Annotated in this window: 13 protein-coding genes; 8 read left to right on the forward strand and 5 right to left on the reverse strand. The window is 70.7% G+C overall.

From position 1 onward, the window contains the following. Positions 1–16: 16 nt before the first annotated feature. Both ACFY3C_RS27430 and ACFY3C_RS27435 read left to right on the forward strand, forming a co-directional pair. Positions 17–706 carry a DUF402 domain-containing protein gene (locus tag ACFY3C_RS27430; RefSeq protein WP_390772608.1) on the forward strand — a complete coding sequence of 230 codons (690 nt, stop codon included), beginning with the start codon at positions 17–19 and terminating at the stop codon, positions 704–706. A gap of 289 nt (positions 707–995) precedes the next feature. Beyond that, positions 996–3,098, forward strand: coding sequence for a SpoIIE family protein phosphatase (locus ACFY3C_RS27435; protein ID WP_386579359.1), 2,103 nt, complete (start codon positions 996–998; stop codon positions 3,096–3,098). Between the two features lie 66 nt (positions 3,099–3,164). Here the strand turns inward: ACFY3C_RS27435 and ACFY3C_RS27440 are convergent, their stop codons facing one another. After that, complete coding sequence (locus ACFY3C_RS27440) at positions 3,165–5,489, reverse strand: transglycosylase domain-containing protein (protein ID WP_390772609.1); 2,325 nt, start codon at positions 5,487–5,489, stop codon at positions 3,165–3,167. Between the two features lie 216 nt (positions 5,490–5,705). Between ACFY3C_RS27440 and ACFY3C_RS27445 the strand changes: the two genes are divergently transcribed. The 5 genes from ACFY3C_RS27445 to ACFY3C_RS27465 all read left to right on the forward strand — a co-directional run bounded on the left by ACFY3C_RS27445 (position 5,706) and on the right by ACFY3C_RS27465 (position 10,664). Continuing rightward, on the forward strand, positions 5,706–6,641 hold the full coding sequence (locus ACFY3C_RS27445) for an SPFH domain-containing protein (protein WP_390772610.1): 936 nt from the start codon (positions 5,706–5,708) through the stop codon (positions 6,639–6,641). Further along, the gene (locus ACFY3C_RS27450; RefSeq protein WP_386579354.1) at positions 6,638–6,895 is read left to right on the forward strand and encodes a hypothetical protein; all 258 of its coding nucleotides are present in this window, start codon (positions 6,638–6,640) and stop codon (positions 6,893–6,895) included. The genes ACFY3C_RS27445 and ACFY3C_RS27450 overlap by 4 nt, the downstream gene beginning before the upstream one ends. Positions 6,896–7,051: 156 nt before the next feature. After that, complete coding sequence (locus tag ACFY3C_RS27455) at positions 7,052–7,576, forward strand: PadR family transcriptional regulator (protein ID WP_386579352.1); 525 nt, start codon at positions 7,052–7,054, stop codon at positions 7,574–7,576. After that, complete coding sequence (locus ACFY3C_RS27460; RefSeq protein ID WP_386579351.1) at positions 7,573–8,262, forward strand: ABC transporter ATP-binding protein; 690 nt, start codon at positions 7,573–7,575, stop codon at positions 8,260–8,262. The genes ACFY3C_RS27455 and ACFY3C_RS27460 overlap by 4 nt, the downstream gene beginning before the upstream one ends. Before the next feature lie 83 nt (positions 8,263–8,345). After that, complete coding sequence (locus ACFY3C_RS27465; protein ID WP_390772611.1) at positions 8,346–10,664, forward strand: ABC transporter permease; 2,319 nt, start codon at positions 8,346–8,348, stop codon at positions 10,662–10,664. Positions 10,665–10,716: 52 nt separating this feature from the next. Here the strand turns inward: ACFY3C_RS27465 and ACFY3C_RS27470 are convergent, their stop codons facing one another. From ACFY3C_RS27470 to ACFY3C_RS27485, 4 genes are all read right to left on the reverse strand, one after another. Next, positions 10,717–11,145 carry a hypothetical protein gene (locus tag ACFY3C_RS27470; RefSeq protein WP_386579347.1) on the reverse strand — a complete coding sequence of 143 codons (429 nt, stop codon included), beginning with the start codon at positions 11,143–11,145 and terminating at the stop codon, positions 10,717–10,719. Positions 11,146–11,149: 4 nt separating this feature from the next. After that, positions 11,150–11,536: a roadblock/LC7 domain-containing protein gene (locus ACFY3C_RS27475; RefSeq protein ID WP_386579345.1), complete on the reverse strand. Its 387-nt coding sequence runs from the start codon at positions 11,534–11,536 to the stop codon at positions 11,150–11,152. 61 nt (positions 11,537–11,597) lie between these two features. Further along, a complete protein-coding gene (locus tag ACFY3C_RS27480) occupies positions 11,598–12,497 on the reverse strand; it encodes a MarR family transcriptional regulator (RefSeq protein WP_390772612.1) in 900 nt (299 codons plus the stop codon). Between the two features lie 188 nt (positions 12,498–12,685). Next, positions 12,686–13,639, reverse strand: coding sequence for a LysR substrate-binding domain-containing protein (locus tag ACFY3C_RS27485; RefSeq protein WP_386579341.1), 954 nt, complete (start codon positions 13,637–13,639; stop codon positions 12,686–12,688). 136 nt (positions 13,640–13,775) lie between these two features. Here ACFY3C_RS27485 and ACFY3C_RS27490 point away from each other — a divergent pair, with 136 nt between their 5' ends. Then, positions 13,776–14,330, forward strand: coding sequence for a peroxiredoxin (locus ACFY3C_RS27490; protein ID WP_149547415.1), 555 nt, complete (start codon positions 13,776–13,778; stop codon positions 14,328–14,330).

Consider the following 14,330-nt stretch of genomic DNA (forward strand, 5'->3'; position numbering starts at 1 on the left):
CACCTAATATCTGTGCATGACGGACGACGGAGCGGTGAGGCGAGTGGCGGCGGGGCCTGCGACGTACTGGACCCCCGGGACCCAGATCCTGTGGCGGTACCGGGAGAACGCCGGTGAGCGCTTCCACATCGCGCGGCCCGTCACCGTCGCCCGGGACGACGAGGAGCTGCTCGCGGTGTGGCTGGCGCCCGGCACCGAGTGCGTCAAGCCGGTGCTGGCCGACGGCACGCCCGTCCATCAGGAGCCGCTGGAGACCCGCTACACCAAGCCGCGTTCGGTGCAGCGGGACCGGTGGTTCGGCACGGGCGTGCTGAAGCTGGCCCGGCCCGGCGAGCCGTGGTCGGTGTGGCTGTTCTGGGAACCGGGCTGGCGCTTCAAGAACTGGTACGTCAACCTGGAGCAGCCGCTGGCCCGTTGGGCGGGCGGTGTGGACTCCGTGGACTACTTCCTGGACATCTCGGTGCACCCGGACCGCAGTTGGCACTGGCGCGACGAGGACGAGTTCGCGCAGGCCCAGCGGGACGGGCTGATGGACGAGGCGACCGCCGAGCGGGTACGGGCGGCCGGCCGGGCCGCGGTGGAGGCCATCGGCGCCTGGGGCCCGCCGTTCCCGGACGGCTGGCAGCACTGGCGCCCGGACCCCTCCTGGGCGGTACCGTCACTCCCCGAGGACTGGGACCGTACGCCCGCGCACGTGTCCTCATGAGACCCTTGATGCGCCCCCGGTCCACAACCGTAGGATCGTCCTCCGCAAGGGGGCGCGACAGTAACTACCGGAGCATGCACCGGGCCTGACCAAACGTCACCGAGGGGCGGCAGGACGTGAGCAAGGGGTACGAGGGCAACACCACCGGGGCCTGCCCTGGCCCGGGCGGGTTCGCCGACGGCACAGGAACGACCTCTGACCACGCCGGAATTCCGTTCCTGGGGCACGTATTCCGGGTATCGGGACTTCGGCGGGACCATCTGCGCGCCCGGCGCGCAGCCCCGGACGGATGGATTCGACACGCGTGACGGAGCACCCCACCTCCTACGAGCGCCCGCAGCCGGGCGCCGACCCCGCGGAGGCCCGCGGGGCGCTCTTGCGTACCCCGAAGCCGCACGGCACCTCGGCCTTACCGGCACAGGCCCGGGCGGACGGACCGCCCTCCGGCCCGGGGACGACCGCGCCCTGCGGCAAGGGGAACAAGGGGAAGGAGCCCCCAGTCAACGGCCCGGAGCACTCCCAGCCCGCCACCGCGGAACCGGACACCCACCGCCCGCGCCCCGCGCCGGAAGCCATTCCGCCGCAGCCGGGCGCCGAGGAGGAGCGGGCGCCGGGCGGCCAGGATCGCCGTACCGGGCGGGGACTACCGCCGGGGCGGCCGATGCCGATGCGGCGCGACGGGGACCGGCTCAGGTTCGTGGGCGCGGCGACCCGGCGGATCGCCCGTGGCATCGATCTGGACGAGATCGTGATGGGGCTGTGCCGCGCCACCGTGCCGACGTTCTCGGACGCGATCCTGGTCTATCTGCGCGACCCGCTGCCGGTCGGTGACGAGCGGCCCACCGGCCCGGTGGTGCTGCGGCTGCGCCGTACCGACCGGATACCGGACGAACGGGACACCGAGGGCCTGCTGCTCCCGCCGTTCCCGGAGCCGGAGCCCGAGTCGTCGGCGCTCTCCGAACTGTCGTCGCTGACGAGCGAGCTGTGCGAGGTGCGCCCGGGCGGCGCCCTGAACGAGGTGCTGCGCGGGGTGCGGCCGGTGTTCGCCGACGCGCCCGCCGCCCGGGCCGCGCTGCCCGAGCTGCTCGGCGAGGGCGGCGAGGCGGTCGTACCGAGCGGACAGCACGCGATCCTCGCGCCGCTGCGCGGCCGGCGCCGGGTGATCGGCGCGGCGCTGTTCCTGCGCCGCCCGGAGCGGCCGGCGTTCGAGGCGGACGACCTGCTGGTGGCCGCCCAGCTCGCCACGCACAGCGCGCTCGGCATCGACAAGGCGGTGCTGTACGGCCGGGAGGCCTACATCGCCGACGAGCTGCAGCGCACCATGCTGCCCGAGACCCTGCCCCGCCCGACCGGGGTGCGGCTGGCCTCGCGCTATCTGCCGGCCGCGGAGACCGCCCGGGTGGGCGGCGACTGGTACGACGCGATCCCGCTGCCCGGCAGCCGGGTCGCGCTGGTGGTCGGCGACGTCATGGGCCACTCCATGACCTCGGCGGCGATCATGGGCCAGCTGCGCACCACGGCCCAGACCCTGGCCGGGCTCGACCTGCCCCCGCAGGAGGTGCTGCACCACCTGGACGAGCAGGCGCAGCGGCTGGGCACGGACCGCATGGCGACCTGCCTGTACGCCGTCTACGACCCGGTCACGCATCGCATCACCATCGCCAACGCCGGTCATCCGCCGCCCGTTCTGCTGCACCTGGGCGGCCGCGCGGAGGTGCTCAGGGTGCCGCCGGGCGCGCCGATCGGCGTCGGCGGGGTGGACTTCGAGGCGGTCGAGCTGGACGCGCCGGCCGGGGCCACGCTGCTGCTGTACACCGACGGCCTGGTGGAGTCCCGGCTGCGGGACGTGTGGACCGGCATAGAGCAACTGCGCGAACGGCTCGCCGCGACCGCCCAGTTGACCGGTCCGGACCATCCGCCGCCCCTTGAGGCCCTGTGCGACGAGGTGCTGGACATGCTCGGCCCGGGCGACCGGGACGACGACATCGCGCTGCTCGCGGCCCGCTTCGACGGGATCGCGCCGAGCGACGTGGCGTACTGGTCCCTGGATCCGGGGGAGACGGCCCCCGGCCAGGCCCGTCGGCTGGCCCGCCGCGCGCTGGCCCGCTGGGACCTGGAGGAGCTGACGGACTCGGTGGAGCTGCTGGTCAGCGAGGTGGTCACGAACGCCGTGCGCTACGCCTCCCGGCCGGTCACGCTCCGCCTGCTGCGCACCGACGTGCTGCGCTGCGAGGTCGGCGACGACGTCCCCCAGCTGCCGCGGCTGCGACAGGCCCGGGCCACGGACGAGAACGGCCGCGGGCTGTACCTGGTCAACCGGCTGGCCCGGCGATGGGGTGCGACCCGGCTGAGCACCGGCAAGGTGGTCTGGTTCGAGCTGAACCGGGTCTGAGGGCCGGTCCGGTACGACGCGAAGGGCGCCCGGGGAGTCCCCGGGCGCCCTTTCCGTGCGCGGACTCTACTGGCCGCCGGTCCCGCCGTTGCCGAGCGGGCCGCCCGTGACGTCGCCCGTCGGCGTCCCGGTGGTCGGGGCCCCGGTCGTCGGGGTCCCCGTGGTCGGGGCGCCGGTGGTCGGCGTCTGGGTCGGCCTCTGCGTCTGCGTCGGCGTCGTGGACGGGGTCGTGGACGTCGGCGGAGCGCTGCTCGGGGTGTTCGACGGGGTCTGGGACGGGCTCTGGCTGTACGTCGGCGTGTCCGTCGGCTGGACGGCCGCGCCCTGAGTGGTGTTCAGGTCGAACTTGGCCTGGTCCGTGACGCCGAAGGTGTACGCCGCCCAGATCTGCGCGGGATAGGTGCCGCCGTTGATCCGACCGGGGGGCAGGAGCAGGCCGGTGGCGCCCATCATGGACACGTGGGCCTTGGTCTTGTTGTCCTCGCCGAACAGGCCGACGGAGGTGACCAGGTCGGGCGTGTAGCCGGTGAACCAGGCTGACTTGTTCTCGTCGGAGGTACCGGTCTTGCCCGCCACCTGCTGGCCGTTGCGCAGCGGGTTGTTCGCCACGTTCCTCTTGGCCGTACCGTCGTCGACCACGCCGGTCAGCACGGAGGTCACCGTGTCGGCGGCCGTGCGGCTGATGACCTGGCTGCCGAGCGGGTCGGGGATGTCGACCGAACGGTCCTTCTGCACCGCCGACTTGAGGATGCCCGGCGTCACCTTGTAGCCGTGGTTGTCGAACGTGGCGTAGATGCCGGCCATCTCCAGCGGGCTGGCCCCCATCGAGCCCAGCGTCTGCGCGGGCACCGCCTGCATGCCGTCGGTGTCCATGCCGAGCTGCTTGGCCGTGTCCATCACCTTGGTCATGCCCACATCGACACCCATCTGGGCGAAGACGGAGTTGACGGACTGGTTCATCGCCTTCTGGACGGTGATGGGTCCGTAGTCGACCTTGTCCTCGTTCGGCGGGCCGAAGCCGACCTTGCTGCCGTGGTCGACGACCTGGCGGCCGCTGGTGCCGTCGTAGACGGTGTTCGCGGCGATCGGCTTGCCGGTCTGCGTGGTGGCGTTGTTCTCCAGCGCGGCGGCGAGGATGACCGGCTTGAACGTCGAGGCGGGCTGGTAGTCGCGGCGCGTCGCGTTGTTGAAGTAGTGCTTGAAGTAGTCCTGACCGCCGTACAGGGCGACGATCTTGCCGTTCTTGGGGTTCACCGAGACGGCGCCGGCCTGGATGTTGCCGTCGACCTTGCGCTTCTTCGCGTTCAGCTTGCTGGTCAGCTGGGACTTGACCGCCTTCTCCAGCGCGGCCTGCTTCTTCCTGTCGATGTTCAGGGTGATGGTCCAGCCGCGGTCCACGACCGCATTCTCCGCCTCGGACTGCGTCAGCCCCTGCTGCTTCATGAGCTGCTGCTCGAGCTGCTGGTTGGCGAGCCGGACCAGGTAGCCCTTCTGGCCCTCTTCACCGGGCGTCCCCTTGGGGTCGTCGGGGATCGCTTCCTTCTTGAAGTTCATCGCCTGCCGCTCGGCGGGGTCGAGCCAGTGCTGCTTGACCATGTTGTCCAGGACGTAGTTCCACCGCTGCTCGACCAACTTCTTGCCCACGGGACCGGCGACCGCCCAGTCGTACTGGCTCGGCGCCTGGAGCAGCGCGGCGAGGTAGGCGCCCTCCTGGACGCTCAGTTCGGCCGCGTCCTTCTGGTAGTAGGCCTGCGCCGCGGCCTGGATGCCGTAGGCGTTGCGGCCGTAGTAGCTGGTGTTGATGTAACCCGCGAGGATCTGGTCCTTGGTCAGCCGGCGGTCCACCTTCAGGGAGATGACCATCTCCCTGAGCTTGCGGGTGACCGTCTGATCCTGGTTGAGGTAGTAGTTCTTGACGTACTGCTGGGTGATCGTCGAGCCGCCCTGGGTGCCCCGGCCGGTCACCGTGTTGACCAGGCCTCGGGCCAGGCCCTTCACGTCGATTCCGGAGTCGTGGTAGAAGGTCTTGTTCTCCGCCGCGACGAAGGTGTGCTGGACCGGCTTGGGCACCTTGTCCAGGTCCACGCTCTCGCGGTTGACCTCGCCCACGCGGGCCAGGACCGAGCCGTCGCTGTACTTGTAGACGTTGCTCTCCTGCTTGGCGGCGGCGTTGCCCTGCGGGACGTCGACGACCAGGTACAGCACGATGAAGCCGCCGATGCCCAGCAGGCACAGGCCCAGGAAGGTGCCGAGCATCTTCTTCCAGGTGAACAGCCGGCGTATTCGACCCTTGGCGGGCTTGGCACCGGCTGCGGGGGCGGAGCGGCGGCGTTTGGGCGACGCCGCGCGGTGACCGCGCTGCCGCGCTCGTCTCTCTTCCGCTCGTCCCATGGCTCTGTACGCTCCGCTTCCTCTCGGGGTCAGCTCAGAAAGCTAACACCCGTCTATATGACAAAGGGCGTCTGATCCGCTCTTTTACGGACGTGACAATCAGCACCCGCCCCAAAGGAACCGACGGTTATCACTGGCCCAAGGTTGCCTTCGGACGTAATGTGATATCACTTAGCTAGACCGAAGCTAGGCATGACCAGAACGGGGGATCCACCCATGTCCGCACATGACGTATCCGCGACCGCCGACGTACCCGAGATGCCCGCGCCACGCGTGCGGGAGTTCCAGGCACACAGCATCGGGGGCGGGCTCGCCCTGCTCCTCGGCCTGGTCGGGCTCGGCACCGCCGCCGCCCTGCTCGCCACCGCCTCGGCGGTCACCGCGCCCGGCGCCAAGGGCGGGCTCATCGCCGGCGGCATCCTCGTCTTCCTCGCCGCGGTCATCGCGATGCGCGGCCTGAACACGGTCGCGCCCGGCGAGGCCCGGGTCGTGCAGCTCTTCGGCCGGTACCGGGGCACGATCCGGCAGGACGGCCTGCGCTGGGTGAACCCCTTCACCTCGCGAACCCGGATCTCCACCCGGGTGCGCAACCACGAGACCGCCGTACTGAAGGTCAACGACGCCTACGGCAACCCGATCGAGCTGGCCGCGGTCGTGGTCTGGAAGGTCCAGGACACCGCCCAGGCGGTGTTCGAGGTGGACGACTACGCCGAGTTCGTCGCCACCCAGACCGAGACGGCCGTCCGGCACATCGCCATCGAGTACCCGTATGACGCCCACGAGGAGGACGGCCTCTCGCTGCGCGGCAACGCCGAGGAGATCACCGAGCGGCTGGCCGTCGAGCTCCAGGCCCGGGTGGAGGCGGCCGGAGTGCGGATCATCGAGTCGCGCTTCACGCATCTCGCGTACTCTCCGGAGATCGCCTCGGCGATGCTCCAGCGGCAGCAGGCCGGTGCGGTGGTCGCGGCCCGGCGGCAGATCGTGGACGGCGCGGTCGGCATGGTGGAGGCGGCGCTCGCCCGGATAGCGGAGCGGGACATCGTGGAGCTGGACGAGGAACGGAAGGCGGCGATGGTGTCCAACCTGATGGTGGTGCTGTGCGGAGACCGTGCCCCCCAGCCGGTCCTGAACACCGGGACCCTCTACCAGTGACGGTTCCCTCCGGGGGTTCAGCCCCTCAGCGTCGGCCTCAGCAGCGCAAGCAGGTGCTGCTGAGGCTGGACCCGTCGGTGTACGAGGCACTGGCGCGGTGGGCCGGGGACGAGCTGCGGTCGGCCAACGCGCAGATCGAGTTCCTACTGCGCAAAGCGTTGGCCGACGCCGGGCGGCTGCCGAAGGAGACGGGGCCGCTGCCGCGCCGCGGCCGGCCGCCCGGGGGCTCCGCCCCCGAACCCCCGTCGGTCTGAACGGTCTCGTCCTCAAACGCCGGACGGGCCGGTTGTCGTTACGGAACCATGACAATCGGCCCCCACCTGCCGTTCCACACCCTTCGCGCACCCCACGCCATGATCTACACACTCCGCGTATACATGGTGCGTATACACCGTGTGTAGAGTGCTGCCATGTCCATCGGTCACACCCTTCTAGGACTCCTGGAGTCCGGCCCCCGGCACGGCTACGACCTGAAGCGGGCCTTCGACGAGAAGTTCGGTCAGGACCGGCCGCTGCACTACGGCCAGGTCTACTCGACGATGTCCCGGCTGCTGAAGAACGGCCTCGTGGAGGTCGACGGGATCGAGACGGGCGGCGGGCCCGAGCGCAAGCGGTACGCCATCACCGACGCCGGCATCACGGACGTCGAGCGGTGGCTCGCGACCCCGGAGAAGCCGGAGGAGTACCTCCAGTCGACCCTCTACACCAAGGTCGTCCTGGCACTGCTGACCCACCGCAACGCGGCCGACGTCCTCGACACCCAGCGCTCCGAGCACCTGCGCAGCATGCGGATCCTGACCGACCGCAAGCGCAAGGGCGACCTCGCGGACCAGCTGATCTGCGACCACGCGCTGTTCCACCTGGAGGCGGACCTGCGCTGGCTGGAGCTGACCGCCGCACGCCTCGACAAGCTCCGTGCGGAGGTGGCCAAGTGATTCCTCCTCCGGGTTCCCTGCTCATAGCCCAGGACCTGCGCAAGGCGTACGGGCCGACCGTCGCGCTCGACGGCGCCGGGTTCTCCATCCACCCCGGCGAGGTCGTCGCCATCATGGGCCCCTCCGGGTCCGGCAAGTCGACGCTGCTGCACTGCCTCGCGGGGATCGTGCCGCCGGACTCGGGCTCGATCACGTACAACGGGCAGGAACTCGCGACGATGAGCGACGCCCAGCGCAGTGCGCTCCGGCGCTCCGAGTTCGGCTTCGTCTTCCAGTTCGGGCAGCTCGTACCGGAGCTGACCTGCGTGGAGAACGTGGCGCTTCCGCTGCGGCTGAACGGGACCTCCCGCAAGGCGGCCGAGCAGACGGCACTGGGCTGGATGGAGCGCCTCGAGGTCGACAACCTCAAGGGCAAGCGGCCCGGTGAGGTCTCCGGCGGTCAGGGACAGCGCGTCGCGGTGGCGCGGGCGCTGGTCACCGGGCCCCGGGTGCTGTTCGCCGACGAGCCGACCGGCGCGCTGGACTCCCTCAACGGCGAGCGCGTGATGGAGCTGCTGACCGACGCGGCCCGTTCGACCAACGCGGCCGTGGTGCTGGTCACGCACGAGGCGCGGGTGGCCGCCTACTCCGACCGCGAGATCGTCGTACGCGACGGGAAGTCCCGCGACATGGAGCGGGCCATATGAACGCCCGCCCGTCGCCCACCACCGCCCTACCCGAGGCGCTTCGCGCCGCCCCTCTTTATTCCAAGTGGTCCAGGGATCTGGCCATGGGGGGCCGGTTCGCCGTCAGCGGCGGACGCGAGGGCTGGGTCCGGGTGCTGCTGACGGCGGTCGGCGTCGGGCTCGGCGTCGCGCTGCTGCTGCTCACGACCGCCATACCGAACGCCCTGGCGGTGCGGCACGAGCGCGACGAGGCCCGCCTGGACTACACCTACGACCGGAAGCACAAGCCGAAGGCCGCCGACACCCTGGTGATCTCGGACGCCAACTCGAACTACCACGGCTCCGACATCCGCGGCCGTCTGGTGGAGCCCGAGGGTCCGCGGGCGCCGCTCGCACCGGGCCTGGCCAAGTACCCGGCACCGGGCGACATGGTCGTCTCCCCGGCGCTGAAGCGGCTGCTCGACTCCTCCGACGGGAAGCTGCTGCGCGGGCGGCTGCCGTACCGGGTGGTCGGGACCATCGGCGAGCCCGGGCTCATCGGCTCGCACGAACTCGCCTACTACGCCGGCGCGAAGAACCTGGCACCGCGCATCGACGGCTGGCAGACGGCCCGGATCAACGCGTTCGGGAATCCGCATCCGAGCCCGCCCGACAAGACGGACCCCGTGCTGATCCTGCTGGTGCTGGTCGTGTTCGTGGTGCTGCTGATGCCGGTCGCCGTGTTCATCGCCGCGGCCGTACGGTTCGGCGGCGAGCGGCGCGACCGCAGGCTGGCCGCGCTGCGGCTGGTCGGCTCCGACAGCCGGATGACCCGGCGGATCGCCGCGGGCGAGGCGCTCGCGGGTTCCCTGGTCGGGCTGGTCTTCGGCACCGTCTTCTTCCTGCTGGGCCGTCATCTCGCGGGTTCGGTCGAGATCCTGGGCATCAGCGTGTTCCCCAGCTATCTCAACCCGACGCCCGCGCTGGCCCTGCTGGTCGCCGTCACCGTCCCGGCGGCAGCGGTGCTGGTCACCCTGTTCGCGATGCGCGGGGTGGTCATCGAGCCGCTCGGCGTGGTCCGCACGGCCAAGCCCTCGCGGCGCCGGCTGTGGTGGCGGCTGCTGCTGCCGCTGGGCGGCCTCGCGATGCTCGCCCCGATGATCGGCCAGGGCCGCTCGAACGGCGACTTCAACCAGTACCTGGTGATCGGCGGCGTCCTGCTGCTGCTCGTCGGCGTGACCGCGCTGCTGCCGTGGGTCGTCGAGGCCGTGGTCGCCCGGCTCGGCACCGGCAATGTCGCCTGGCAACTGGCGGTACGGCGGCTGCAGTTGAACAGCGGCTCGGCGGCCCGCATGGTGAACGGCATCGCGGTCGCGGTGGCCGGTGCGGTCGCCCTGCAGATGCTGTTCTCGGGCGTCGAGAGCGACTACACCAAGGTCACCGGCCAGAACGTCGAGCGGACGCAGATGCAGGTCCAGAATGTGCGGGGCGGCGCGTTCGTCTCGGCCGCAGAGAAGCTCTCCGCCACCAAGGGCGTACGCAAGGCCACCGCGCTCGGCGTCCTCGAAGTCGCCGACCGGAGCTGGAACAGCAAGAGCGGACCCGGCGCCTCCACGAGCGTGACCGTCGGCGACTGCGCCGCGCTGCGCGAGGTGGCGCGGCTGACTTCCTGCCACGACGGGGACGTCTTCGTGGCGCGGGGCGGCGACAAGGGCATGGACGCCGACGCGGCGAAGCTCGCCAGGCCGGGCCGCAAGCTCTACTTCGACACCGGCGACGGCTTCTCCAAGGGCCCGGACTTCGTCTGGTCCGTGCCGAGCGGCCTGAAGCAGGTCCGCGCGACCAAGGGCCCGAACGACTACACGGACAGCGGCTTCCTGATGACCCCCGCCGCCGTGCCGCACCGGATGGCCGGCCTGGTCAGCGGTCAGGTGTACCTGTCGCTGGACGAGTCGGTGCCGGACGTGCACGAGTACGTCCGCAACACGGCGGCCCGGATCGACCCGCTGGCGGACACGATCGTGTGGTCGTCCACCGAGGAGTCCACGAAGTTCACCTCCATCCGGACCGGCCTGCTCGTCGGTGCCACCTGCGTGCTGGTGCTGATCGGCGCGAGCCTGCTGGTGTCCCAGCTGGAGCAGCTGCGCGAGCGCAAGAAGCTGCTGTCGGCACTGGTCGCCTTCGGCACCCGGCGGCGCACCCTGAGCCTGTCGGTGCTGTGGCAGACGGTGATCCCGATCGCGCTCGGCCTGCTGCTCGCCTCGACCGTGGGGCTGACGCTGGGCGCGGTGCTGCTGAAGATGGTGGGCGCGACGGTGGGCGTCGACTGGGCGAGCGTGCTGACGATGAGCGGCATCGGTGCGACGGTCGTCCTCGTGGTCACCCTGCTCAGCCTGCCGCCGCTGTGGCGGCTGATGCGCCCGGAGGGCCTGCGCACCGAGTAGCAGGCCCACCCCATGGGCCCTTCCCCGCCGGGAGGGGCCCATGTCCGCTTCCTCACAGGCTGTGCTCGCGCACCACCCTGCGCGCCTGGGCCAGCAGCATGCCGACGTTCACCGACTTACGGCAGACGACGACCGCGACGACGTCCTGCTGCTCGTTCATCCTGACGAACAGGTGGGTGAGGTTGTCGCTGTTGACGAGGATCTCCTGGAAGAAGTGGGTGTCGCCGGGGGCCCCGCGGCGCTCCTTGAAGATGTCCTCGATCATCACGACCGTACGCCCCTGGAACAGGTCGAGGGTGGCCCCGGCCAGCAGGTCCAGGACCTCGGGCGGGTGGTTGTCCACGGTCTCGTACGACAACAGCATGCCGGTGGACATGTCGACCACGCCGGCTGCGACGCAGTCGGGCGCGTTCGAACGGAGCGTCTTGACCAGGCTCATCACCTGGTCGGAGAAACCCGGGGTCATACGCTTCGTCGCCATCCCTTCACACTCCTTCGGTGGTCTTCTCGGTGAGGATCGAGCCGATGCGGTCGAGGGCCGGCCGGGTCACCTGGTTCAGGCTCTCCAGGTCGAGTCCCTCGTCACCGAGCACGACCATCAGCGCCGTGTCGCCGACGGCGTAGAACGCGGCACAGCCGTGGCTGCCGTAGGCCACCGTCTGCCGCAGCACCCCGCGCGAGGTGGCCTGGGTGGTACGGCGGGCGAGGCCGAGACCGGCCGCGGCGAGCGCCGCGAGCCCCTCCGGGTCTATCGACTCGGCGGTGTCGGCCGCGATGAGCAGGCCGTCGGCGGCCGCGACGGCGGTGTCGGTGATGCCTGTCACCTGTTCCCGAAGCCCGCGCATCTCCAGCGCCAGCGCTTCACGATTCATCTGGTGGAACTCCCTTGTTCTTTGATCGGGTTCAGCCGTCGCGGCGGGCCGTCCGCCCCTCTCACTCGGCGGTTGTGTGCCGTAGCCGGAAGAACCCTTTCCAGCTCGCCCCGTTCTTGGGCGGGGCGAGGGCTTCGGTGATGCCGCTGGCGCCGGGGTCGCGGCGCGGCAGGACGGTGGGCACGGGGGGCGGCTCGGGCGGTGGCTCGCGGTGCCGTACGGCCCGTACCCGTGCCTCCGGGGGCAGCCGGACCGGGATCTCCGCGGGCGCGTCGGCGCATTCCAGGAACCCCTCGGCGAGCATCCGCCCGACCTCCACCGTGACGGTGTAGACGCCCCGGCCGACACAGAAGGCCAGGTCACGTGGGGTGCGGCGGCCGTCGGCGTGGGCGAGCAGCTCCTGTTGCAGCGCGGTGAGCGGGCGGCCGGTCGGTGCGGCGGGCAGCGGGCGTTCCCGGTCGGGGCCGACCGGGTACGGCAGGGTGGCGAGGGCGGCGAGCTTGCGGGCCGCGTCCTGCACCAGCCGGGCCGGGGTCTCGCCGACGGTGACGGGGGCGTGCGGTTCGGTGCCGACGATGCGTTCGCAGCCGTCCACCCGGCCCGCGACGATGGCGAAGGCGGCGTCGTGGAGCGCCATCACGCACACCACCCTGAGCTGAGCGGCCCCGGCGTAGCCGCGGGCGACCAGCGCCGCGGCCGGCCAGCGCGCTCCGTCGGACTCCCGCACCAGCTCGGCCCACCGCTCGGCGCCGATGCGGTCGGTGCGCAGCAACAGCACTTCCGGGCCGGGGGAACCGGGACTCTCGGCAGCCACCACGAGTCCGTCCCGTAGGTGGAAGGTGCCGCCGGGCCGGCCGGACACCCGCAGCTCTCCGGTGAACTCCGCGTGCTCGCAGGCCGTGAGGGCGTGCGCCAGCCGGTCGTAGCCGACACGGCCCAGGGCGTCCCGAACGTCCGACATCACTCCCCTTGGCTCTTCGCACAGACGCGTGACGCGTCGCACTGAGGGGGTATGTGTATCAGTTCGTAGGCATATTCCGGTCAGGCCTTTCCGACCTGTCCCGAGCTGGCGGAAGTTGACGTTTGATGCCGTCCAACTCGCTTTACCGAAAGCTCATTTGATCGATTCGGGGCGGGGACGCCCGGCCCTCAGACACCTCGCTCGCACACCCGCACGGGCAGCGGACGCAGTGCCTCGCGCAGCGCGGTCGCCAGCTCCTCGTACTCCGCGCCGCGGGCCGCGCCGGTGCGCATGGCGAGGGCGACACGGCGGCTCGGGGCGGGCTCCGCGAAGGAGCCGGTGAGCAACTGGCTGCTGCGGGTGGTCTCCAGCTTGAGGGCGGTACGCGGGAGCAGGGTGCAGCCGAGGCCGCCCGCGACGAGCTGGACCAAGGTGGAGAGCCCGGCGGCCGTGGTGCTGACCGGCGCATCCGCCCGCCCCGCCTCCCGGCAGATGTCCAGGGCCTGGTCGCGCAGGCAGTGACCCTCGTCCAGGAGCAGCAGGTTGAGTTCCTTCAGGGCCTCGCGCGGGATCCCCTCGCGGCCGCCGAGCCAGTGGTCCAGCGGAGTGACGAGCACGAAGTCCTCGTCGAACAGCGGGAGTTCCACGACCCCGGGCACACCGAGCGGGACGGCCAGCAACAGCAGGTCGAGCCGGCCGGAGTTGAGGCCGTCGATGAGGTTCGCGGTCTGCTCCTCGTGCACCTGGAGGTCGAGCTGCGGGTACCGCTCGTGCACCAGGCGCAGCACGGTGGGCAGCAGGTACGGCGCGACGGTCGGGATCACCCCGAGCCGCAGCACACCGGTGAACGGCGCCCGGACCGCCTCGGCCTCCTCCAGCAGCGCCCCGACCTCGTCCAGCACCGCCTTCGCCCGTACGGCCAGCCGCTCGCCGGCGGGCGAGAGCAGCACCTTGCGGGTCGTACGCTCAAGGAGGGTCACACCCAGGGTCTCCTCCAGCGCCGAGACCGCGCCGGACAGGGCGGGCTGACTCATCCCGATCGCGGCCGCCGCGTCCCGGAAGTGCAGATGCTCGGCCACGGCGGCGAAGGCACGCAGCTGCGCGAGGCTCGGCTGCCTCCGCTTGCCGTTACTGATGGTCACTGATAACTCCCTCCGATCAACATGACCGAGTGTAGCTATTTCACTAATCAATGCACCCTGTGCCACCATCAGCAGCGTCCAACCCATACGAGAGAACGCCCCCAAAAGGGGCTTTTCTTCGCTGCAAGGAGAGCTAGTGCTCACTGTCGGTGACAAGTTCCCCGAGTTCGAACTGACCGCCTGCGTCTCGCTGGAGAAGGGCAAGGAGTTCGAGACGATCAACCACAAGACCTACGAGGGCAAGTGGAAGATCGTTTTTGCCTGGCCGAAGGACTTCACCTTCGTGTGCCCGACCGAGATCGCGGCGTTCGGCAAGCTGAACGACGAGTTCGCCGACCGTGACGCCCAGGTGCTCGGCTTCTCCGGTGACTCCGAGTTCGTGCACCACGCCTGGCGCAAGGACCACGACGACCTGCGTGACCTGCCGTTCCCGATGATGGCCGACTCCAAGCACGAGCTGATGCGCGACCTGGGCATCGAGGGCGAGGACGGCTTCGCCAAGCGTGCCGTCTTCATCGTCGACCAGAACAACGAGATCCAGTTCTCCATGGTGACCGCCGGCTCCGTCGGCCGTAACCCCAAGGAGGTCCTGCGGGTCCTGGACGCCCTGCAGACCGACGAGCTGTGCCCGTGCAACTGGAGCAAGGGCGACGAGACGCTCGACCCGGTCGCGCTGCTGGCCGGTGAGTGA

This window comes from Streptomyces sp. NPDC001410 (genome assembly GCF_042895235.1).
Taxonomy (GTDB): domain Bacteria; phylum Actinomycetota; class Actinomycetes; order Streptomycetales; family Streptomycetaceae; genus Streptomyces.

Coding starts and splice junctions, on each gene's coding strand:
- ACFY3C_RS27430 (WP_390772608.1), top strand. CDS start 17: ATGACGGACGACGGAGCGGTGAGGCGAGTGGCGGCGGGGCCTGCGACG.
- ACFY3C_RS27455 (WP_386579352.1), top strand. CDS start 7,052: ATGTCCATCGGTCACACCCTTCTAGGACTCCTGGAGTCCGGCCCCCGG.
- ACFY3C_RS27480 (WP_390772612.1), bottom strand. CDS start 12,497: ATGTCGGACGTTCGGGACGCCCTGGGCCGTGTCGGCTACGACCGGCTG.
- ACFY3C_RS27475 (WP_386579345.1), bottom strand. CDS start 11,536: ATGAATCGTGAAGCGCTGGCGCTGGAGATGCGCGGGCTTCGGGAACAG.
- ACFY3C_RS27435 (WP_386579359.1), top strand. CDS start 996: ATGGATTCGACACGCGTGACGGAGCACCCCACCTCCTACGAGCGCCCG.
- ACFY3C_RS27470 (WP_386579347.1), bottom strand. CDS start 11,145: ATGGCGACGAAGCGTATGACCCCGGGTTTCTCCGACCAGGTGATGAGC.
- ACFY3C_RS27465 (WP_390772611.1), top strand. CDS start 8,346: ATGGGGGGCCGGTTCGCCGTCAGCGGCGGACGCGAGGGCTGGGTCCGG.
- ACFY3C_RS27445 (WP_390772610.1), top strand. CDS start 5,706: ATGTCCGCACATGACGTATCCGCGACCGCCGACGTACCCGAGATGCCC.
- ACFY3C_RS27440 (WP_390772609.1), bottom strand. CDS start 5,489: ATGGGACGAGCGGAAGAGAGACGAGCGCGGCAGCGCGGTCACCGCGCG.